The 19,127-nt window shown below is 71.7% G+C and carries 19 protein-coding genes; 8 read left to right on the top strand and 11 right to left on the bottom strand.

Translation table 11 applies throughout. From position 1 onward, the window contains the following. Positions 1-327: 327 nt before the first annotated feature. Both GAK38_RS14355 and GAK38_RS14350 read left to right on the top strand, forming a co-directional pair. Positions 328-3,936 (top strand): ABC transporter ATP-binding protein/permease, encoded by a 3,609-nt coding sequence (locus GAK38_RS14355; RefSeq protein WP_325345221.1) that lies wholly within the window; start codon positions 328-330, stop codon positions 3,934-3,936. Positions 3,937-3,955: 19 nt separating this feature from the next. After that, complete coding sequence (locus tag GAK38_RS14350; protein WP_325345219.1) at positions 3,956-4,489, top strand: NUDIX hydrolase; 534 nt, start codon at positions 3,956-3,958, stop codon at positions 4,487-4,489. Here the strand turns inward: GAK38_RS14350 and GAK38_RS14345 are convergent. After that, positions 4,390-5,304, bottom strand: coding sequence for a LysR substrate-binding domain-containing protein (locus GAK38_RS14345; protein WP_325345217.1), 915 nt, complete (start codon positions 5,302-5,304; stop codon positions 4,390-4,392). The two genes, GAK38_RS14350 and GAK38_RS14345, sit on opposite strands and share 100 nt — an antisense overlap. 106 nt (positions 5,305-5,410) lie before the next feature. Between GAK38_RS14345 and GAK38_RS14340 the strand changes: the two genes are divergently transcribed. Together GAK38_RS14340 and GAK38_RS14335 are read left to right on the top strand one after the other, a co-directional pair. After that, positions 5,411-6,610, top strand: a complete 1,200-nt coding sequence (locus GAK38_RS14340; protein ID WP_325345215.1) for an acyl-CoA dehydrogenase — start codon at positions 5,411-5,413, stop codon at positions 6,608-6,610. A 79-nt stretch (positions 6,611-6,689) separates the two neighbouring features. Beyond that, positions 6,690-7,952 (top strand): CaiB/BaiF CoA transferase family protein, encoded by a 1,263-nt coding sequence (locus GAK38_RS14335; protein ID WP_325345212.1) that lies wholly within the window; start codon positions 6,690-6,692, stop codon positions 7,950-7,952. 41 nt (positions 7,953-7,993) lie between these two features. On the opposite strand, the gene GAK38_RS14330 is transcribed toward GAK38_RS14335, so the two are convergent. Then, positions 7,994-8,902, bottom strand: coding sequence for an alpha/beta fold hydrolase (locus GAK38_RS14330; protein ID WP_325345210.1), 909 nt, complete (start codon positions 8,900-8,902; stop codon positions 7,994-7,996). A gap of 87 nt (positions 8,903-8,989) precedes the next feature. Here GAK38_RS14330 and GAK38_RS14325 point away from each other — a divergent pair, with 87 nt between their 5' ends. Next, positions 8,990-9,391 (top strand): MerR family transcriptional regulator, encoded by a 402-nt coding sequence (locus GAK38_RS14325; RefSeq protein ID WP_325345208.1) that lies wholly within the window; start codon positions 8,990-8,992, stop codon positions 9,389-9,391. A 10-nt stretch (positions 9,392-9,401) separates the two neighbouring features. Continuing rightward, positions 9,402-9,959: a hypothetical protein gene (locus tag GAK38_RS14320; RefSeq protein WP_325345206.1), complete on the top strand. Its 558-nt coding sequence runs from the start codon at positions 9,402-9,404 to the stop codon at positions 9,957-9,959. Between the two features lie 62 nt (positions 9,960-10,021). On the opposite strand, the gene GAK38_RS14315 is transcribed toward GAK38_RS14320, so the two are convergent. After that, positions 10,022-10,507: a molybdenum cofactor biosynthesis protein MoaE gene (locus GAK38_RS14315; protein WP_325345204.1), complete on the bottom strand. Its 486-nt coding sequence runs from the start codon at positions 10,505-10,507 to the stop codon at positions 10,022-10,024. 329 nt (positions 10,508-10,836) lie between these two features. Here GAK38_RS14315 and GAK38_RS14310 point away from each other — a divergent pair, with 329 nt between their 5' ends. Then, positions 10,837-11,718, top strand: coding sequence for a 4-hydroxy-tetrahydrodipicolinate synthase family protein (locus GAK38_RS14310; RefSeq protein ID WP_325345202.1), 882 nt, complete (start codon positions 10,837-10,839; stop codon positions 11,716-11,718). Positions 11,719-11,759: 41 nt separating this feature from the next. On the opposite strand, the gene moaD is transcribed toward GAK38_RS14310, so the two are convergent. The 8 genes from moaD to GAK38_RS14270 form a co-directional block, all read right to left on the bottom strand. Beyond that, the gene (gene moaD / locus GAK38_RS14305) at positions 11,760-12,020 is read right to left on the bottom strand and encodes a molybdopterin converting factor subunit 1 (RefSeq protein WP_325345200.1); all 261 of its coding nucleotides are present in this window, start codon (positions 12,018-12,020) and stop codon (positions 11,760-11,762) included. Next, positions 12,017-13,240, bottom strand: a complete 1,224-nt coding sequence (locus GAK38_RS14300) for a molybdopterin molybdotransferase MoeA (protein WP_325345199.1) — start codon at positions 13,238-13,240, stop codon at positions 12,017-12,019. The genes moaD and GAK38_RS14300 overlap by 4 nt, the downstream gene beginning before the upstream one ends. After that, on the bottom strand, positions 13,237-13,785 hold the full coding sequence (mobB, locus tag GAK38_RS14295) for a molybdopterin-guanine dinucleotide biosynthesis protein B (protein ID WP_325345197.1): 549 nt from the start codon (positions 13,783-13,785) through the stop codon (positions 13,237-13,239). Before mobB ends, GAK38_RS14300 begins: the two co-directional genes overlap by 4 nt. A 27-nt stretch (positions 13,786-13,812) precedes the next feature. Continuing rightward, a complete protein-coding gene (gene thrC, locus GAK38_RS14290; RefSeq protein WP_325345195.1) occupies positions 13,813-15,246 on the bottom strand; it encodes a threonine synthase in 1,434 nt (477 codons plus the stop codon). Then, positions 15,243-15,644 (bottom strand): type II toxin-antitoxin system VapC family toxin, encoded by a 402-nt coding sequence (locus GAK38_RS14285; RefSeq protein ID WP_325345193.1) that lies wholly within the window; start codon positions 15,642-15,644, stop codon positions 15,243-15,245. The genes thrC and GAK38_RS14285 overlap by 4 nt, the downstream gene beginning before the upstream one ends. Next, positions 15,641-15,901, bottom strand: coding sequence for a hypothetical protein (locus GAK38_RS14280; protein ID WP_325345191.1), 261 nt, complete (start codon positions 15,899-15,901; stop codon positions 15,641-15,643). The genes GAK38_RS14285 and GAK38_RS14280 overlap by 4 nt, the downstream gene beginning before the upstream one ends. A gap of 50 nt (positions 15,902-15,951) precedes the next feature. Beyond that, the gene (locus GAK38_RS14275) at positions 15,952-17,274 is read right to left on the bottom strand and encodes a homoserine dehydrogenase (RefSeq protein ID WP_325345189.1); all 1,323 of its coding nucleotides are present in this window, start codon (positions 17,272-17,274) and stop codon (positions 15,952-15,954) included. 65 nt (positions 17,275-17,339) lie between these two features. Further along, positions 17,340-18,572 carry a pyridoxal phosphate-dependent aminotransferase gene (locus tag GAK38_RS14270; protein WP_325345187.1) on the bottom strand — a complete coding sequence of 411 codons (1,233 nt, stop codon included), beginning with the start codon at positions 18,570-18,572 and terminating at the stop codon, positions 17,340-17,342. 154 nt (positions 18,573-18,726) lie between these two features. Here GAK38_RS14270 and GAK38_RS14265 point away from each other — a divergent pair, with 154 nt between their 5' ends. Continuing rightward, the gene (locus tag GAK38_RS14265; protein WP_325345185.1) at positions 18,727-19,119 is read left to right on the top strand and encodes an Mth938-like domain-containing protein; all 393 of its coding nucleotides are present in this window, start codon (positions 18,727-18,729) and stop codon (positions 19,117-19,119) included. Positions 19,120-19,127: the final 8 nt, after the last annotated feature.

Here is a 19,127-nt window from a genome sequence, read left to right as displayed (position 1 = left end):
GGCTGGCCTGGGGCGGCTGGCGGGCCGAGGCGAGTGTGGCATGGCGCACGTCGGGCGGCGCGCCGCGCTCGGACAGCCGCCGTGTCTCGCCGGTGGCGTGGGTGAGCGCGGTCTACGGGTTCTGAGCCGACGGGCCAGGCAGCCCGGGAAAGACCCTGCGTCACTCCCGGGTTCCGCGTGCCCCACTGCGAGCCACGGCGAAGCCGGCGGCTTCCCAGACGGATTCGCATCTGCGGTTCGGCCCATGCGCCGCCGGGCCGCTGCCCCTGCGCGAGCACGCCGGCGCCATCGCATGCATGATCCGGTGTTCCGGGAGAACCACCGACCATGTACTTCGACGCCAGACTCTGGGCCCTGACGCAGGGCGTGCGGCTGCGCATGCTGGCCTGCGCCGCGCTGGGCCTCTCGGCCCTGGCGGCCGGCATCGCGCGCTTCGCGCTGCTGGGCCTGTTCCTCGCACGCCTGTTCGACGGCCGCGCCGGATGGCCGCTGTGGAGCCCGCTGGCCGCCGCCGGCGCAGCCGTCGTGCTGCGCAGCGCGTTCGAATACGCCTTCAACCAGTTGGCCAACCGCAATGCCGCGCGCATCCAGACCGGGCTGCGCGCGCGGCTCTACGACCGGATCGTCGAACTCGGGCCGGCCTGGTTCGGCGGCCAGCGCACCGGCGGCGTGACGCTGGCCGTGGTGGACGGCGTGGAGCAGCTGCAGCCGTTCTTCGGCCGCTACCTGCCGCAGCTGTTCGTGGCGGCCTGCGCGCCGGTCGTCATCTTCGGCTTCATCGCCTGGTGGGACGTGCCGGTCGCGCTGGTCCTGCTCGTCGCGGCGCTGGTCACGCTGGCACTGCCGCTGGCGGCGCATGCCGGCCACCGCGAGGCATCGCGCCGGCGCGCGCAGGCATTCAAGGCGTTCGGCGAGGAGTTCCTCGACGCGATGCAGGGGCTGCCGACGCTCAAGGCATTCGGCCAGAGCCGCGCCTGGGGCGAGCGGCTGGCCGAGCGGGCGCGCGCGCTGGCGGACAACAGTTTCCGCGTGCTGGGCCGCGAGGTGTCGGCGCGCTTCTTCACCGACCTGGGGATCACGCTCGGCGCCGCCGCCGCGCTGGCATTGGGCGCCTGGCGCGTGTCGCAGGGCGAGATGGCGCTGCCGGCGCTGCTGGTCGTTCTGATGGCGGGCACCGAGATCTTCCGGCCGCTGCGCGACCTGCGCGCGGTGCTGCACCAGGGGCTGATGGGCCAGTCGGCCGCGGCGGCGGTGTATGCGCTGCTGGACGCCGAAAGCACCGCGCCGCGCGCGCCGTCGGCGCAGGGCGGCCCGCCAGCCCCGATCGCCGGTGCGCCCGCGATCGCCTTCCGCGGCGTGGCCTTCGCCTACCCCGGCCACCGCCGGCCGGCGCACGACGGCATGAGCTTCGAGATCCGGCCCGGCGAGCGCGTGGGCATCGTCGGCCCCAGCGGCGCGGGCAAGTCCACGCTGGTGCGGCTGCTGCTGCGGCTGCACGACCCGCAGCAGGGCACGATCGAGATGGACGGCCGCGACCTGCGCACGCTCGACCCCGAGGCGGTGCGCGGGCGCATCTCGCTGGTGGCGCAGGACAGCATGCTGTTCCACGGCACGGTGGCCGACAACCTGCGGCTGGCCCGGCCCGACGCCACCGATGAGCAGCTGCGCGCGGCCGCCGCCGCGGCCAATGCGCACGGCTTCATCGCGGCGCTGCCCCAGGGCTACCGGACGGTGCTCGGCGAGCGCGGCGCCCAGCTCTCGGGCGGGCAGCGCCAGCGCCTGGCGATCGCCCGCGCGCTGCTGCGCGACACGCCGATCCTGGTCCTCGACGAGGCGCTGTCTTCCGTCGATGCCCGCAACGAGGCCGAGATCCAGCAGGCGCTCGACCGCGCGAGCCGCGGCCGCACGACGCTGATCCTCGCGCACCGGCTCTCCAGCGTGGCGCATGCCGACCGCATCCTCGTGCTCGACGAGGGCCGCATCGCCGAGAGCGGCACGCATGCCGAACTGATCGCGGCCGACACGCTGTACCGGCGCCTGATGGGCGAGCAGCAGGTGCAGGCGCCGTCGTCGCCGTCCTCCGGCCCCTTGCCGGACGCCCCGGCGGGCGGGAGCGCCGGCGCCGCGCGGGAAGAAGAACGCGACGAAGCCGTCTCGCCCGCCGCGCCCCAGCCCGGCATGCGCCGGGTGTTCGGGCTGCTGCTGGAGGTGATCCGCCCCTGGCGCGGGCGCTTCGCGGTCACGGTCACCAGCGGCGTCGGCCGCGTGGCCGCCTTCATCGGCGTCTCGGCCCTGAGTGCGCTGGTGATCGCGCGCCTCAAGGCCGGCCAGCCGGTCGCGGGCCTGCTGGCCGGGCTGTTCGCCGCGGCGGTGGTGGCCGCCGCGCTGCACTGGGTCGAGTCGTGGCTGGCCCATGCAGTCGCCTACGAGCTGCTGGCCGAGATGCGCATCGCGCTCTACCGCAAGCTCGAAGCGCTGGCGCCGGCCTACCTGCTGAGGCGGCGCTCCGGCGAACGCACGGGCCTGGCGACGCAGGACGTGGAGACGGTCGAGTACTTCTTCGCGCACACGGTGGCGCCCGCGATCGTGGCCGTGCTGGTGCCGGCGGCGGTGCTGCTGGTGCTGGCGGCCACCGCCTGGCCGCTGGCGCTGGCGCTGCTGCCCTTCCTGGCCTGGGCTGCGGCCTCGCCGTGGCGCAGCCGCGAGCGCATCGACGCGCTCGGCAGCCGCGCGCGGCAGGCGCTGTCGCTCTTGGCCGCGCACCTGGCCGAGACCATCCAGGGCCTGCCCGAGCTGGTGGCCTTCTCGGCCACCGGGCAGCGGCGCGCCGCCTTCCTGGCCGCCGTGCGCGACTACCAGCAGGTGCGGCTGGCCCTGCTGGCCGACCTGGCGCGCCAGGGCGCGCTGCTCGAAGCGGCCACCGGGCTCGGCGGGCTGGCGGTGGCCGCCGCCGGCGCGTGGTGGGTGGCGCACGGCCGGCTGCCGGCCGCAGCGCTGCCGCTGCCGATGCTGCTGGCCGTGGCTGCGTTCCTGCCGGTGTCGGAGATCGCGCAGGTCAGCCGCCAGCTCGCCGACACGCTGGCCGCCACGCACCGGCTCTGCGCGATCCACGACGAGCCGGTGCCCATTGCGGACGGCCCGCTCGCGCCGCCGGTGCCGGCCGGCGGGCTGGCGCTGGCGTTCGAGGACGTGTGCTTAACCTACCCGGGCCGCGACCGGCCGGCGCTGCACGGCGTGACGCTGGCCGTGCCCGCGGGCGCCACGCTGGCGCTGGTCGGCCCCTCGGGCGCGGGCAAGAGCACGCTGGCCGGCCTGCTGCTGCGCTTCTGGGATCCGCAGCAGGGCACGGTGCGCATCGGCGGCGTGCCGCTGCCCGAGCTGACGCTGGACGCGCTGCACGCCCGCATCGCGCTGGTGGCGCAGGACACCTGGCTGCTCAACGGCACGCTGGAGGACAACCTGCGCCTGGCCCGCCCCGGCGCCAGCGCGGCCGAGCTGGCGCAGGCGGTCGAGCGCGCCGCGCTGGCCGACTTCGTGGCCGGGCTGCCCGAGGGTCTGGCCACGCGCGTGGGCGAGCGCGGCGTGGCGCTGTCGGGCGGACAGCGCCAGCGCATCGCGATCGCGCGCGCCTTTTTGCGCGACGCGCCGGTGCTGGTGCTGGACGAGGCCACCTCGCACCTGGACGCGCTCAGCGAGGCGCGCGTGCACCGGGCGCTGGCCGAACTCATGCGCGAGCGCACCACGCTGGTCATCGCGCACCGGCTCTCGACGGTGCGGCAGGCCGACACCATCGCGGTGGTGGCCGCAGGCCGCATCGTGGAGTCGGGCAGCCACGAGGCGCTGATGCGCCGCGCGGGCGCCTATGCGCGGCTGGTGGCCGCGCAGACGACCGGGGCGCAGCAGGCGAGCGCATCCGGCGCGCACCGACCTGCATGACCTGTCCGGAGAAGCCGCCATGCCGACCCACGACGCACCGCCGCCGCGCCCCATCGCGGCCGCCCTCGCCGCCGTCTTCCGCCACGGCCGCGTGCTGCTGGTGCGGCGCGCCAACCCGCCCGATGCCGGGCGCTGGGGCTTGCCCGGCGGCAAGATCGAGCCCGGCGAGACGATCGTGGACGCGGCGGTCCGCGAGCTGCGAGAGGAGACCGGCGTGCAGGCCCGCGCCGAGCACGTCTTCACGGCCGTCGATGCATTCGACCGCGACGCGGGCGGGGGGCTGCGCCGGCACTTCGTCCTGATCGCGGTCCTGTGCCGGTGGACGGCGGGCGAGCCCGCCGCGGGCGACGACGCGCTTGATGCGCGCTGGTTCGACCTCGCCGAACTCGACGATGCGGGGCTCGCCCTCAGCCTCGATGTGGCCGCGGTGGCCCGGCAGGCCGCCGCGCTGGCTCAGGCCGCCGCGGACCCCTGTGCCGCCGCGCCGGCCAGCCAGGCCGCGAAGGCATCGAGCGCGGGCGAAGGCTCCGGCGCCGCCGGCACGACCAGGTAGTAGCCGCGCTGGCCCGGCAGCGCCGCAGTGCAGGCCGGCACCAGTTCGCCGCGCGCGCGCTCGGCCTCGATCAGCAGCGGCGGGATCAGCGCCACGCCCAGGCCGTGCGCGGCGGCCATCGCGAGCATCGAGAACAGCTCGTAGCGCGGCCCGCCCTGCGCGCGCGGCGCGGCCACGCCGAACGCGTCGAACCACTGGCGCCAGCCGTGCGGCCGCGTGCTCTGCTGCAGCAGCGGCAGCGCGGCCAGCGCCGCGGGCGCGACCGGCCGGCCCGCGGGCAGCAGCGCCGGGCTGCAGAAGGGCAGCACGTCCTCGCGCAGCAGGGAGGTCGCGCGCGTGCCGGGCCAGTTGGCCACCTGCTCGGGCGTGCCGGCGTAGAGCGCCGCGTCGAAGCCGGCCTCGGCGAACAGGAAGGGCCGCGTGCGCGTCTCGATGTGCACCGTGATCTCGGGGTGCGCCGCCGCCAGCTGCGGCAGCCGCGGAATCAGCCAGCGCGTGGCGAAGGTCGGCACCGCCGCGAGTGCGAGCGCGCCGCCCTGGCCCTGGTGCGCCATCACCTCCAGTGTGTCGCGCTCCAGTCCCTGCAGCCGCTGGGCGACCTGGCGCGCATAGCTGCGGCCCGCGGGCGTGAGCGCCACGCCGTGGCGCGTGCGGCGGAACAGCGCGAGGCCGAGGAAGGATTCGAGTGCGTCGATCTGCCGCGAGACTGCGCTCTGCGTGAGCGCCAGCTCCTGCGCGGCGCGGGTGTAGCTCTCGTGGCGGGCGGCGGCCTCGAAGCAGGCGAGCGCCTGGGTGGACGGCAGTTTGCGTCGCATGGAGTTCCGGATCGGTATATCTGGATGAAGAATACTCGCTTGCGGCCGCTGGGAGAACGGTTCTAGCATCGCACCATATTCCAATACCTTCTTTCAGGAGACCCGCATGGCCACGCACGCCGCCTTCCACTGGGACGACCCCTTCCTCCTCGATCAACAGCTCGGCGACGACGAGCGCGCGATCCGCGATGCCGCCCACGCCTACAGCCAGGACAAACTCGCGCCGCGCGTGCTGGAGCAGTTCCGCCACGAGACGACCGACCCGACGATCTTCCGCGAGTTGGGCGAGATCGGCCTGCTGGGCCCCACGATCCCCGAGCAGTACGGCGGCGCGGGCCTGAACTACGTCGCCTATGGCCTGATCGCGCGCGAGATCGAGCGCGTCGACTCGGGCTACCGCTCGATGGCCAGCGTGCAGAGTTCCCTGGTGATGGTGCCGATCAACGAATTCGGCTCCGAAGCGCAGAAGCAGAAGTACCTTCCGAAGCTCGCCAGCGGTGAATGGATCGGCTGCTTCGGCCTGACCGAGCCCGACCACGGCTCCGACCCCGGCAGCATGGCCACGCGCGCGCAGAAAGTCGATGGCGGCTACCGGCTCACCGGCTCCAAGATGTGGATCACCAACAGCCCGATCGCCGACGTCTTCGTCGTCTGGGCCAAGGAGGTCAGCGAAGGCGGCGCGGTCGGCCCGATCCGCGGCTTCGTGCTGGAAAAAGGCGCCAAGGGCCTGTCGGCGCCCGCGATCCACGGCAAGGTCGGCCTGCGCGCATCGATCACCGGCGAGATCGTCCTGGACGGCGTGTTCGTGCCAGAGGAGAACGCCTTCCCCGAGGTGCGCGGCCTGAAAGGCCCGTTCACCTGCCTCAACAGCGCGCGCTACGGCATCGCCTGGGGCGCGATGGGCGCGGCCGAGTTCTGCTGGCACACCGCGCGCCAGTACACGCTCGACCGCAAGCAGTTCGGCCGCCCGCTCGCGGCCAACCAATTGATCCAGAAGAAGCTGGCCGATATGCAGACCGAAATCGCGCTGGGCCTGCAGGCCGCGCTGCGCTTCGGCCGCATGAAGGACGAAGGCATCGCGTCGGTCGAAGGCACCTCGCTCATCAAGCGCAACAACTGCGGCAAGGCGCTCGACATCGCCCGCGCGGCGCGCGACATGCTCGGCGGCAACGGCATCAGCGACGAGTTCGGCGTGGCGCGGCACCTGGTGAACCTGGAAGTGGTCAACACCTACGAGGGCACGCACGACGTGCATGCGCTGATCCTCGGCCGCGCGCAAACGGGCATCGCCGCGTTCTCGAACTGATCCGCATACTGCCGTCAGGACAGCCCCCATGTCCGCGAAATGCGCCGGCATGGGGCATATACCCCCTACAGGCTTACCCATGACGACTGCCCAGCGCCCTGCCCTCGACGGCATCAAGGTCCTCGACCTCTCGCGCGTGCTCGCCGGCCCCTGGTGCACGCAGATCCTGGCCGACCTGGGCGCCGACGTGGTCAAGGTCGAGCGCCCCGGCGCGGGCGACGACACGCGCCACTGGGGCCCGCCCTTCCTGCAGGACGCCGAAGGCCGCGACACCGACCAGGCCAGCTACTTCGCCGCCTGCAACCGCAACAAGCGCTCCATCACGCTCGACATCGCGAAGCCCGAAGGCCAGGAAATCATCCGCCGGATGGTCCTGCAGGCCGACGTGCTGGTGGAGAACTTCAAGGTCGGCGGACTGGCCCAGTACGGGCTGGACCATGCCAGCCTGCGCGCACTGAACCCGCGCCTGGTCTACTGCTCGGTCACCGGCTTCGGCCAGGACGGACCGTATGCGGAGCGCGCCGGCTACGACCTGATGGTGCAGGCCATGAGCGGCATGATGAGCATCACCGGCCGCGCCGACGGCGAGCCCGGCGGCGGCCCGCTGCGCGTGGGCGTGGCGCTGACCGATTTGTTCACCGGCTGCTATGCCAGCACCGCCATCCTCGCCGCGCTGCGCGTGCGCGACCAGCCCGGAGGCACCGGCCAGGGCCAGCACATCGACATGGCCCTGCTCGACGTGGGCATGGCCATCCTGGCCAACCAGGCCAGCGGCTTTCTCAACGCCGGCAACGTGCCGCAGCGCCAGGGCAACACGCATCCGAGCCTGGCGCCTTATCAAGACTTTCCCACGGCCGACGGCGCCATGCTGCTGGCCATCGGCAACGACGGCCAGTTCGCCCGCTTCTGCGCGGCGGCCGGCAAGCCCGAATGGTCGGCTGACGAGCGCTTTGCGACCAACACGCTGCGTGTGAAGCACCGCGCCGTGCTGATCCCGCTGATGGAAGACCTGACGCGCAGCCGCACGACGGCCGACTGGATCACGCTGCTGGAGAAGAAGGCCGTGCCCTGCGGCCCGATCAACGACATCGCGCAGGCCTTCGACGACCCGCAGGTGCAGGCGCGCGGCCTGCATGTGCAGCAGCCGCGCTGGCCGGAGGGCGCTGCGGGCGATGGCGTGGCCACGATCGGCTCCGTGGCCAGCCCGCTGCGGCTGTCGGCCACGCCACCGGTGCTGCGCCACGCGCCGCCGGCGCTGGGGCAGCATACCGACGAGGTTTTGCACGAACTGGGCTTCGATGCCGAGCGGATCGCAGCGCTGCGCAGCGACGCCGTGGTCTGAGCCCCTGGCGGGCCCCGCCCACACCGCCGACACGGCACCCGCTATCGCGGCGCCACTGCATCGACAAAACCCGCCAGCTCACGGTTGAAGCGCTCCGCTTCCTCGATGAACGGCGCGTGGCCCGACCCTTCGTAGAGGGTACTGCGGACGCGGGGGTTGACCTGCCGGGCCCGTGCGATGGACGGCCCGGCGCGGACCAGCGCGTCGTGCTTGCCGTAGATGAACAGCAGCGGCACGGTGGCCGATCCCAACCCTTCGACCAGCGGCACCGTCATCGACTGCACGGCGCGCTGCATGTCCCACGATGCCAGGGCGGCGTTTGCCAGCAGGCGCGCGAAGGTGCGCTCGCCGGGCTGGCGGTGGAAGCACAGGCGCAGGAAGGCGTATTCGCCGTCGAGGTGGGTGGCGAGGTCGTCCGACACCATGTCGCGGTAGACGGCCGGGTGCGGCGGAATCTGCTCAGGGACCAGCTCGACCACGCCGTCGACATAGACCGCGCCGGCCAGGTCTGCATCGCCATAGGCGGCCAGGTAGTTGGTGATGACCGCGCCGCCGAGCGACCAGCCCACCAGCACCGGCTTGCGCACGCCCAGCGACGTGATGATCGCGTGCAGGTCGTCGGCCCAGCGCCGGCCTTCGGCATACGCCTCGGGCTGCGAGGGCTTGCCCGACAGGCCGTGGCCGCGCAGGTCGTAGGTGATGAGGCGGTGGCGCTGCAGCGCGGGCGCCTGCAGCTGCGCCTGCCAATTGAGCCGGCTGCCCAGCAGGCCGTGGACGAAGACGACCGGCGTGCCGGCGGGGTCGCCCGCCTCCTGCACGGCCAGGGTGACGCCGTCGGGCGCGACGACCGTGTGGTCGCGCGTGCCCGCCGATGCGGTGGGTGCCACGGCCATCAGAACGAGCGTGGCGGCAAGGGCCGCGAAGCTGCGGCGAAGTAAGGACAAGGTCATGGGCGGAGGCTCCACAGGATTAATATCCGCCCAGTCTCAAGCCTCACACCGATGTGAGAGTCAAGCACCCTCCTCCCCCGCGCACCCATGCCGCAGCCCGACACGCAGGCACCGCTGACCATCGGAGCCCTGGCCCGCGCCACCGGCGCCAGCCAGCGCTCGATCCGCCACTACGACGCGCATGGTCTGCTCGCCTCCACCCGTGCCGGCAACGGCTACCGCAGCTTTGCGCCGCTGGCCGTCACCCAGGTGCGGCAGATTCAGAAATTGATCTCGACCGGGCTGAACCTGGCCGAGATCCGCAGCTTTCCCGACTGCATGCTGCTGGTCAATGATGCCCGTTCATGCCCCGAGGCCACCCAGATCCAGCGCGACCGGCTGGCCGCCATCGAACGACAGATCCAGGACCTGGAGCGCCGCCGCACCCAGCTGCGCGCGATGCTGGCGCAAAGTGCCGAACCGGCCGCGGGCGTCCGATCCGCTCCGTAGAATCGTCCGCATGGGCCTTCACCAGTTGTCGCTGCAGTACGTCGCCGAACAGGACCGCCTGCTCCTGCGCGTCAGCGCGACCAGCGGCGCGGAGGTGCGCTGCTGGCTCACCCGCCGCCTCGCGTTGCGCTTCGCCCCGGCGCTGCGCGATCAGGTGGCGCAGCTGAGCGCACTGCGCCAGTCGCTGCCGGCGACCGTCTCGGAAGAAGCCCGCCGCATGGCGGCCGAGTTCGAGAGCCAGCGCGCGCTCGAAGGCGCCGTGTTCGGCCAGCCCTACATGCCGCCGCCGAATGCCCAGCAGCCGCTGGGCGACGCGCCGCTGCTGGTCACCGAGATCGACGTCGCGACCACGCAGGACCAGCAACTGGCGCTGTCGCTGCGCGAGAAGCTCGACGGCCAGGTCGGCGAGCCGCGCGGCTTTCGCGTGACGCTGGAGCCGCAGACCATGCATGCGCTGCTCAAGCTGCTCAAGGGCGCGCTCGACCAGGCCGACTGGGACAGTGCGCAGGACTTCAAGGAAGAAGTGGCCCAGGCCGCGGCACGCATCCTGCCAGGCTACATGCACTGAGCATACTCCCGACCGATCAGCGCCAATGCCGGCCTGATCCGCCGGCTACAGCCCTATACCCCCTACATTGCCATCGACGGTGCGTCGACACCCCAGCGCGCCAGCGCCGCGTCGTCGGCCACCCGCGCATCGACCCAGCGGCCGCCGTCCGGCGTGTGCTCCTTCTTCCAGAACGGCGCCTGGGTCTTGAGGTAGTCGATGAGGAATTCGCAGGCCTGGAATGCTGCGCCCCGGTGCGGCGCAGCCACCGCCACCATCACGATCTGCGCATGCAGCGGCAGCCTGCCCACGCGGTGGATGACCAGCGCCGCCTCGATGCCGAAGCGCGCATGGGCCTGCGCGGCCATGTCGGCAATGGCCCGCTCGGTCATGCCGGGGTAGTGTTCCAGCTCCAGCGCCGACAGCCCCGCCGCATCGCCGCGCACCGTGCCGATGAACGAGCACACGGCGCCCACGCGCGGGTTGCCCGCATGCAGCGCGGCGATTTCGGCGCCGGCGTCGAAGTCCTCGGTCTGGATGCGGATGGTGGTGCGGGCGGCCGTCGTCATGAGCGGATTTTCGCACCGCCCCTATACTCGCGATCCATGCCACGCCGCCACGCCATCGCCTTCGTCCTCGCCGCCGTCCCGCGCACGGCCGTGGTGCGGGCCGTGCCGGCGGCTGCGCTGCTGAAAAAACCCCAGCTCGTCTAGGCCGGAGCTGCGGGCTCCGTCCGGACGAGCGGCGGAGCAGTTTGGCACGGCAGCACGGAGCGGTTTTCTTTCTCTCTTTCCCTCCCCTCTTCGGCGCGCCCACCACGGCTGGCACGGCGCTTTCCTCCGGACGGTTCTTCCTCCCCTCGGTCGAACCTCTGTCTGTTGCAAGGAAAACTGTCGCCATGCCTTCTGCCTCCCTGCCCGCCGGCTTCGCCGGCCTGTGGATTCCGCTCGTCACGCCCTTCGATGCCGACGGCGCCGTCGACCATGCCGCGCTGCGCGCCCTGGTCGCGCGGCTGGCGCCGCACGTGGCCGGCTTCGTCGCCTGCGGCTCGACCGGCGAGGCCGCTGCGCTCGACGACGCCGAGCGGCTCGCGGTGCTGGACACCGTGCTCGATGCAGTCGGACCACTCCCTGTCGTGATGGGCATCTCGGGCTACCACCTCGGCCACACGCTCGATGCCGTGCGCGCGCTGGCTGCTCGTCCGATCGCCGGGCTGCTGGTGCCGCCGCCGCACACCACCCGGCCGTCGCAGGCGGGCATCGTGCAGTGGTTCACCGCCCTTGCCGATGCGGCCCACGTGCCGCTCATCGTCTACGACATTCCCTACCGCACCGGCGCGGTGCTGGAGACGGCCACGCTGCTGGAACTGGCCGCGCACCCGAACATCCGCGCAGTGAAGGACTGCGGCGGCAGCCCGGCCAAGACGCAGGCGCTGATCGCCGATGGCCGGCTGCAGGTGCTGGCCGGCGAGGATGCGCAGATCCTCACGACCGCCGCGCTCGGCGGCGCGGGCGCCATCGCGGCGAGCGCGCACTGGCGCGCGGACGCGTTCGCGGCCGTGCTGCGCCATGTGGCTGCGGGCGAGCTGCCGGCGGCGCGGGCCGTCTGGGCCAGCTTGCAGCCCTGGGTGGCCGACTGCTTTGCCGAGCCGAACCCGGCGCCGGTCAAGGCGCTGCTGGCCCAGGCCGGATGGATACGCAACGTGCTGCGCGCGCCGATGACGGCCGCCTCGCCGGCGCTGGAGCGGCAGCTGTCAAGGCGGATAGGCCCAAGGGTATAGGCTGGCAGCCGGCAGATTCAGCCCGCTGTGGGCCTATACCCCTAACCCCCGGTGACGGGCGGAAAGAACGCGACCTCGGCGCCCGCATGCAGCGGCGCCGCACCGTCGGCCAGCGCCTGATCCACGGCGATGCGCACCGCGCGGCCGTGCGCCAGTGCCTGCGCCCAGGCGCCGCCGCGCGCAATGAGTTCGTCGCGCAGCGCGCCGGCCGTGGGCGCGGCCGTGTGCAGCGTCTCGCTGCCGGTGCCGACCGCCTCGCGGACCGAGGCGAAGTAGCGCACGGTCACGGCGAACGACGTCATCCCAGCAGCTCCGCGAATGGCAGGAAGCGCACGAGGTCGCCGCGCGCGATGGTCCGGCCGGGCAGGTTGTCGACCAGGCCCTCGGTCTGCGCGGCCGAGGTCAGCACGCCCGAGCCCTGGTGCGCGAACAGCTCCAGCCCGCCCTCGGCATTGCGCGAGGCGCGCAGGAACTCGCGGCGCTTGTCGGCCCGCGGCCAGTCGAAGTGCGCCGGCAGCAGGTAGCCGCGCGGCGCCACGTCCCGCAGGCCCTGGAGGCGCAGCAGGAAGGGCCGCACCAGCACCAGGAAGGTGACGAAGCTCGACACCGGGTTGCCCGGCAGGCCGATGAAGTGGGCCTGTTCCACGCGGCCATAGGCGAACGGCTTGCCCGGCTTGAGCGCGATCTGCCAGAGGTCGAGCGAGCCCAGCGCCTCGACGGCCGGGCGCACGTGGTCCTCCTCGCCGACCGAGACGCCGCCGCTGGTCAGCACGAGGTCGCTGCCGGCGGCCGCGGCGCGCAGCGCCTCGATGGTGGCGTCGCGCCGGTCGGGCACGATGCCCACGTCGCTCACCTCGCAGCCGAAGCGCCCGAGCAGCGCGCGCAGGAAGAAGCGGTTGGAGTTGTAGATCGCGCCGGGCGGCAGTTGCGACGGCGGCACGGTGCCGGGCATGACCAGTTCATCGCCGGTGGAGAACAGCGCCACGCGCGGTCGCCGCGACACCGTGAGCCGGGCCGCGCCGATGCCGGCGGCCAGGCCGAGCGCCGCGGGGCCGAGCCGCTCGCCCGCGCGCAGCACGGTCTGGCCGCGGGCCACGTCCTCGCCGGCGCGGCGCACCGATTGGTCGGGCCGCGCCGGGGCGGTGAAACGCACGCGGCTGCCGTCCTGCAGGGATTCGGTGTCTTCCTGGATCACGACCGTGTCGGCGCCCGCGGGCATCGGCGCACCGGTGAAGATGCGCGCGGCGGTGCCCGGCAGGAGCGGCGCGGGCACGGCGCCGGCGGCGATGCGCTGGGACACCGGCAGCTCGGCGCCGGCCACGGCCGCGTCGGCCGCGCGCAGGGCGTAGCCGTCCATCGCGCTGTTGTCGTGCGGCGGCACGTGCAGTTCGCTCACGAGGTCCTGCGCGAGCACGCGGCCGTCGGCATCGAAGGTGTCGACCTGTTCGGTGGCCAGCGGTCGCGCATGGGCGAGCAGTGCGGCCAGGGCATCGTCGAGGGGGCGCAGCGGAGGGCGGTTCATAGGCTTCCTTGCCATTCGAAGCGGTCGGCATGGTCGAGCAGCCACTGCGCGACGGCCTCGGGCCGGTTGATGTCGAGTGCGGGCGGGGCGCCGGCGGGCAGCCGCTGCGGCGCATCGGTGGCGATGGCGAGCACGGCCGCGTCACCGGCGAAGCGCAGCGGGCGGGCCGGCTCGCCGTCGGGCACGGCGCGCCAGACCTCGATCTTGGGGACCGGGCTCTGCTTGAAGCCTTCGACCAGCACCCAGTCGGCGCGCGCGTCGAGCCGGGCGATCAGCGCGGCCAGGTCGGGCCCCTCATCCGAGGTGATGGGCTGCTCGAACTCCTGCATCAGCGCAAAGCGCCGGTCCGAGACGCCGATCACCTCGAAGGCGCCGGCCTCGCGGTGGCGCCAGGTGTCCTTGCCGGGCTTGTCCACGTCGAAGTTGTGGTGCGCATGCTTGATGACCGACACGCGCTGTCCGCGCGCCTTGAGCGCGGGGATCACGCGCTCCACCAGCGTGGTCTTGCCGGAGCCGGACCAGCCGGCGAAGATGGCGACTTTCATGGCCGATGCTCCTTGGCAGGGCCGGCGTCAGCCGGCGTGCTGGGCAATGTACTTCTTCACCACGTCCGCGTCGGCGGGCACCACCGACACGCGGCGCGGCAGGTCCTCGATGCCGTCGAAGCGCGCCGGCCGCTCGGGCTCGCGGCCCAGGGCCTCGACGATCGTCGCCGCGAACTTGATCGGCAGCGCCGTCTCCAGCACGATCATCGGCACACCGGCGCCCGGCTGCCAGTGCTCGCGCGCGACCTTCAGGCCGTCGGCCGTGTGCGGGTCGATCACGGTGCCGAAGCGCTCCCAGGTGTCGCGGATGGTGGCGACGCGGTCGGCATGGGTGCTCCTGCCGCTGACGAAGCCGAAGCGGCTGGCCGCATCGGCGAAGGCCGGATCGCCCGACAGGTCGAAGCGGCCCTCGCGCGCCAGCACCTCGCCGAACAGCGTGCGCGTGCGGCCGGCGTCGCGGCCCAGCAGGTCGAACACGAAGCGCTCGAAGTTGCTGGCCTTGGAGATGTCCATCGACGGGCTCGACGTCTCGTGCGTGTCGGCGGCGGCGCGCACGCGGTAGACGCCGGTGCGGAAGAACTCATCGAGCACGTCGTTCTCGTTGGTCGCCACGACGAGCCGGTCGATCGGCAGGCCCATCTGCCGCGCGACGTGGCCGGCGCAGACGTTGCCGAAGTTGCCGCTCGGCACCGCGAAGCTGACTTTCTCGCCCTCGTGCTGCGTCGCCTGCAGGTAGCCGGCGAAGTAGTAGACGACCTGCGCGAGCAGCCGCGCCCAGTTGATCGAGTTGACCGTGCCGATGCGGTAGCGGCGCTTGAATTCGAGGTCGTTGGAGACGGCCTTGACGATGTCCTGGCAGTCGTCGAACACGCCCTGCACCGCGAGGTTGTGGATGTTGTCGTCCTGCAGGCTGAACATCTGGGCCTGCTGGAACGGGCTCATGCGGCCGTCGGGCGAGGTCATGAAGACGCGCACGCCCTCCTTGCCGCGCATGGCGTATTCGGCCGCGCTGCCGGTGTCGCCGCTGGTCGCGCCCAGGATGTTGAGCGTCTCGCCGCGGCGGCGCAGCTCGTACTCGAACAGGTTGCCCAGCAGCTGCATCGCCATGTCCTTGAAGGCCAGCGTCGGGCCGTTGGACAGGGCCTCGATCCACAGGCCCTCTTCCAGATGGCGCAGCGGCACGATCTCGCCGGTGCCGAAGGCTTGCGCCGTGTACGTCTTCTCGCAGAGCGCGCGCAGGTCATCGGCCGGGATGTCGTCGATGTAGAGCGAGAGGAGGCGGAAGGCCAGCTCGGCGTAGCCCTGCTCGTGGTACACGCGGCGCAGTTCGGCCAGCGCGGCGGCATCCACCTGGGGGTATGTCTCGGGCAGGTACAGGCCACCGTCGGGGGCCAGCCCTTCGAGCAGGATGTCGCTGAAGCGCTTGCGGTCGGGGTGGCCGCGGGTGGAGAGGTAGTTCATGCGGGGGCGATGACGGTGAGATCGGGGAAATAGGTACGCACGCGCATGGCATCACGCGTCAACAGCCGCGCACCGGCCGCCTGGGCATGGGCCGCGATGAAGAAATCCGGCAGCGTGGCGATGCGGGCGCCGCCGGCGCGGCGGTAGCGCTGGTGGGCGCGGGAGGCGGCGAAAGCAGCCTCCCGCGGAATCGGCTCGAGCCCGATGCCGAATTCGGCAAGGAAAACGTCCACGGCATCGGTATCCGGGAAGCTGCGGGCGATTTCGGCATAGACGACGACGTTCACCGCGAGCACATCTTCTTCCAGTGCCAGGCTCAGATGGGAGCCGCTCCAGGCACGCCACTGCGGATCATTTTCGAACAGGTCGATCAATACATTGGAGTCGACGAAGATCATCGGTTCCAATCATCGCCACGGGTTTCGCGCATGATCTCGTCCGTGCTCATCCCCGCGATGCCCTTGCCGCGCCAACGCTCCAGCGCGGCCCGAAATTCCGCGGCGGTCTGCCGGGCCGGCGGCCGCACGGCGAACATGCGCACGCTGCCGTCGGGCAGCGGCTCGTAATCGACCGACTGGCCCGGCTCCACGCGCAGATGCTGGCGGATGGCCTTGGGCACGGTGACTTGGCTTTTGACGGTCAGGGCATAGCTCATGGCGCAGCTCCGATGAAGTAATACCTGATTGTATTACTTTGCCTTCCACCTCATGCCAGTTCTTCCTTGCGGATCCGCACGATCGGCGCCAGCACCGTGGGCAGCGCCTGCACCTGGGCCAGCACCGCGTCGAGCGTGCCTTCGCGGGTGTCGTGGGTCAGGATAATGAGGTCGGTCTGGGTGGAGCCTTCGCCGCCGACCTCGTCGGCCTCGCGCTGGAGCACCGCGTCGATGCTGATGCCGGCCTCGGCTAGCAGGCCGGTCACCTTGGCCAGCACGCCGGCCTGGTCGGCCACGCGCAGGCGCAGGTAGTAGCTGGTGGCGATGTCAGCCAGCGGCAGCACCGGCAGGTCCGACAGCGCGTCGGGCTGGAAGGCCAGGTGCGGCACGCGGTGGGCCGCGTCGGCCGTGTGCAGGCGAGTGATGTCGACCAGGTCGGCCACCACCGCGCTGGCCGTGGGCTCGCTGCCCGCGCCCTTGCCGTAGTAGAGCGTGGTGCCGACGGCGTCGCCCTGCACCACCACGGCGTTCATCGCGCCTTCGACGTTGGCGATCAGGCGCTTGGTCGGCACCAGGCTCGGGTGCACGCGCAGCTCGATGCCCTTCTCCACACGCTTGGTGATGCCCAGCAGCTTGATGCGGTAGCCGAGCTGCTCGGCATAGCGGATGTCCTGCGCGCCCAGCTTGGTGATGCCTTCGACGTAGGCCTTGTCGAACTGCACCGGGATGCCGAAGGCCAGCGACGACAGCAGCGTGATCTTGTGGCCGGCATCGACGCCCTCGATGTCGAACGTGGGGTCGGCCTCGGCATAGCCGAGGCGCTGGGCTTCCTTCAGCACCACGTCGAAGTCCAGGCCCTTGTCGCGCATCTCCGACAGGATGAAGTTGGTGGTGCCGTTGATGATGCCGGCGATCCACTGGATGCTGTTGGCCGTGAGACCCTCGCGCACGGCCTTGATGATCGGGATGCCGCCGGCCACGGCGGCCTCGAAGGCCACGGTCACGCCGCGGCGGTGCGCGGCCTCAAAGATCTCGGTGCCGTGCACCGCGAGCAGCGCCTTGTTGGCCGTGACCACGTGCTTGCCCGCCGCGATGGCTTCGAGCACGAGGGCCTTGGCCACGCCGTAGCCGCCGATCAGCTCCACCACGATGTCGATCGACGGGTCGGCGATGATCTGGCGGGCATCGTCCACGACCTTGACGCCCTCGCCCACGATGCCCTGGGCCCGGGCCACGTCGAGGTCGGCCACGGCGGCGATCTCGATGCCGCGGCCCGCGCGGCGGCGGATCTCCTCCTGGTTGCGGCGCAGGACGTGGAAGGTGCCGCTGCCCACGGTGCCCAGGCCCAGCAGGCCCACTCGGATCGGTTTCATAAGGGGAGTATCCAGTCATGGTGCGCGCAGAACGCGCGCTGCACGGTCAATAGAGGGGGAGTATGTCAGCCCGCGCGCCCATGGCGCTCGCGGTACTGCGCGAGGAAGCCGGCCAGCCGGTCGATCGCCGTGCGCAGGTCGTCCTCGTGCGGCAGGAACACGATGCGGAAGTGCTGGTTGTCGGGATAGTTGAAGCCCGAGCCCTGTACCAGCATAACGCGCGTGGCGCGCAGCACCTCCATGAAGAACTGGCGGTCGTCGGCGATCGGGTACAGCGCCGGGTCGAGCCGCGGGAACATGTAGAGCGCGGCCTGCGGCTTGACGCAGCTGACGCCGGGGATGGCGGTGATCAGCTCGTAGGCCAGGTCGCGCTGGCGGCGCAGGCGCCCGCCCTCCTTCACCAGGTCGTTGATGCTCTGGTAGCCGCCCAGCGCCGTCTGGATGGCCCACTGACCCGGCACGTTGGAGCCGAGCTTGAGGTTGGCCAGCATGTTCAGGCCCTCGATGTAGTCGCGGGCATCGGCCTTGGGGCCGGAGATCACCATCCAGCCCGCGCGGTAGCCGCAGGAGCGGTAGGCCTTGGAGAGCGAATTGAAGGTGAGCGTGAGCACGTCGGTGGACAGGCTGGCCATCGAGGTGAACTTCACGCCGTCATAGAGCACCTTGTCGTAGACCTCGTCCACCATCAGCACCAGCCCATGCTCGCGCGCGATCTGGACGATGCCTTTGAGCAGCGGCTCGGGGTAGAGCACGCCGGTCGGGTTGTTCGGGTTGATGACCACGATGCCGCGCGTACGCGGCGTGATCCGGGCACGCATGTCCTCCAGGTCGGGCAGCCAGCCGGCCTCCTCGTCGCAGCGGTAGTGCACCGGCGTGCCGCCCGACAGCGAGGTGGCCGCCGTCCACAGCGGGTAGTCGGGCATGGGCACGAGCAGTTCGTCGCCCTCGTCGAGCAGCGCGTTGGTGGCCATCACGATCAGTTCGCTGGCGCCGTTGCCCAGGTAGATGTCGTCCAGCGTCACGCCCGCGATGCCGAGCTGCTGCGTGTAGTGCATCACCGCCTTGCGCGCGGCGAAGATGCCCTTGCTGTCGGAATAGCCTGCCGAGTCGGGCAGGTTGCGGATCATGTCCTGCTGCACTTCCTCGGGCGCATCGAAACCGAACGGCGCCATGTTGCCGATGTTGAGCTTGATGATCTTCTGGCCCTCGTCCTCCATCTGCCTGGCCGCATCCACGATCGGGCCCCGGACATCGTAGAGGACGTTGTTGAGCTTGGCGGACTTGCGGACGGTTTTCATGGCCTTCCCGGCAACAGGGTATGAGGCCCGCGAACAGGTGCGATGCGGGACGAAACCTATAATTTGACCACAGTTCGCCACCACACCGGCCGCCCGCGCGGCGCGCCGCCAGCCCCGCGCAGGGCCCTCTCCAGCCGCATCCACGCCCCACCGCATGAAGCTCCAGCCCGACCGTTCCGACGTGCAGACCATCACCGGCTACGGCCCCGGCTGGGTCGGGGTGGACAAGGACCGGGTGGACGGCAGCGTCATCGTCGGTGCGCGCGGCGTGCGCGAGCCCTGGTACTGCGGCCGCTTCGAGGACCTGACGGCCGCGCACTTCGAGCGGCTGGCCGGCCTGGAGGCCGAGGTCATGATCTTCGGCAGCGGCCAGCGCAACCGCTTCCCGCAGCCGGCCTGGCTGCGGCCGCTGGTCGCACGCGGCATCGGGCTCGAAACCATGGACACGGCCGCCGCCTGCCGCACCTACAACATCCTCGCCGCCGAGGGTCGCAACGTGGTCGCGGCCCTGCTGCTGGAGACAGCGCAAGCCCCTGCGCAGGGATGAAAAGCGAA

The organism is Xylophilus sp. (assembly GCA_009914555.1).
Taxonomy (GTDB): domain Bacteria; phylum Pseudomonadota; class Gammaproteobacteria; order Burkholderiales; family Burkholderiaceae_C; genus WNDY01.
Note: the sequence above shows the minus strand (reverse complement) of the source record. Positions and strands in the feature narration are given on the sequence as shown.

Bases quoted from the DNA above. Each gene is read 5' to 3' on its own strand.
- GAK38_RS14270 (WP_325345187.1), bottom strand. From the start codon at position 18,572: ATGAAAACCGTCCGCAAGTCCGCCAAGCTCAACAACGTCCTCTACGAT.
- thrC (WP_325345195.1), bottom strand. From the start codon at position 15,246: ATGAACTACCTCTCCACCCGCGGCCACCCCGACCGCAAGCGCTTCAGC.
- GAK38_RS14345 (WP_325345217.1), bottom strand. From the start codon at position 5,304: ATGCGACGCAAACTGCCGTCCACCCAGGCGCTCGCCTGCTTCGAGGCC.
- GAK38_RS14315 (WP_325345204.1), bottom strand. From the start codon at position 10,507: ATGACGACGGCCGCCCGCACCACCATCCGCATCCAGACCGAGGACTTC.
- GAK38_RS14285 (WP_325345193.1), bottom strand. From the start codon at position 15,644: ATGATCTTCGTCGACTCCAATGTATTGATCGACCTGTTCGAAAATGAT.
- GAK38_RS14300 (WP_325345199.1), bottom strand. From the start codon at position 13,240: ATGAACCGCCCTCCGCTGCGCCCCCTCGACGATGCCCTGGCCGCACTG.
- moaD (WP_325345200.1), bottom strand. From the start codon at position 12,020: ATGACGTCGTTCGCCGTGACCGTGCGCTACTTCGCCTCGGTCCGCGAG.
- GAK38_RS14330 (WP_325345210.1), bottom strand. From the start codon at position 8,902: ATGACCTTGTCCTTACTTCGCCGCAGCTTCGCGGCCCTTGCCGCCACG.
- GAK38_RS14340 (WP_325345215.1), top strand. From the start codon at position 5,411: ATGGCCACGCACGCCGCCTTCCACTGGGACGACCCCTTCCTCCTCGAT.
- mobB (WP_325345197.1), bottom strand. From the start codon at position 13,785: ATGAAAGTCGCCATCTTCGCCGGCTGGTCCGGCTCCGGCAAGACCACG.
- GAK38_RS14355 (WP_325345221.1), top strand. From the start codon at position 328: ATGTACTTCGACGCCAGACTCTGGGCCCTGACGCAGGGCGTGCGGCTG.
- GAK38_RS14275 (WP_325345189.1), bottom strand. From the start codon at position 17,274: ATGAAACCGATCCGAGTGGGCCTGCTGGGCCTGGGCACCGTGGGCAGC.
- GAK38_RS14335 (WP_325345212.1), top strand. From the start codon at position 6,690: ATGACGACTGCCCAGCGCCCTGCCCTCGACGGCATCAAGGTCCTCGAC.
- GAK38_RS14310 (WP_325345202.1), top strand. From the start codon at position 10,837: ATGCCTTCTGCCTCCCTGCCCGCCGGCTTCGCCGGCCTGTGGATTCCG.
- GAK38_RS14320 (WP_325345206.1), top strand. From the start codon at position 9,402: ATGGGCCTTCACCAGTTGTCGCTGCAGTACGTCGCCGAACAGGACCGC.
- GAK38_RS14325 (WP_325345208.1), top strand. From the start codon at position 8,990: ATGCCGCAGCCCGACACGCAGGCACCGCTGACCATCGGAGCCCTGGCC.
- GAK38_RS14265 (WP_325345185.1), top strand. From the start codon at position 18,727: ATGAAGCTCCAGCCCGACCGTTCCGACGTGCAGACCATCACCGGCTAC.
- GAK38_RS14280 (WP_325345191.1), bottom strand. From the start codon at position 15,901: ATGAGCTATGCCCTGACCGTCAAAAGCCAAGTCACCGTGCCCAAGGCC.
- GAK38_RS14350 (WP_325345219.1), top strand. From the start codon at position 3,956: ATGCCGACCCACGACGCACCGCCGCCGCGCCCCATCGCGGCCGCCCTC.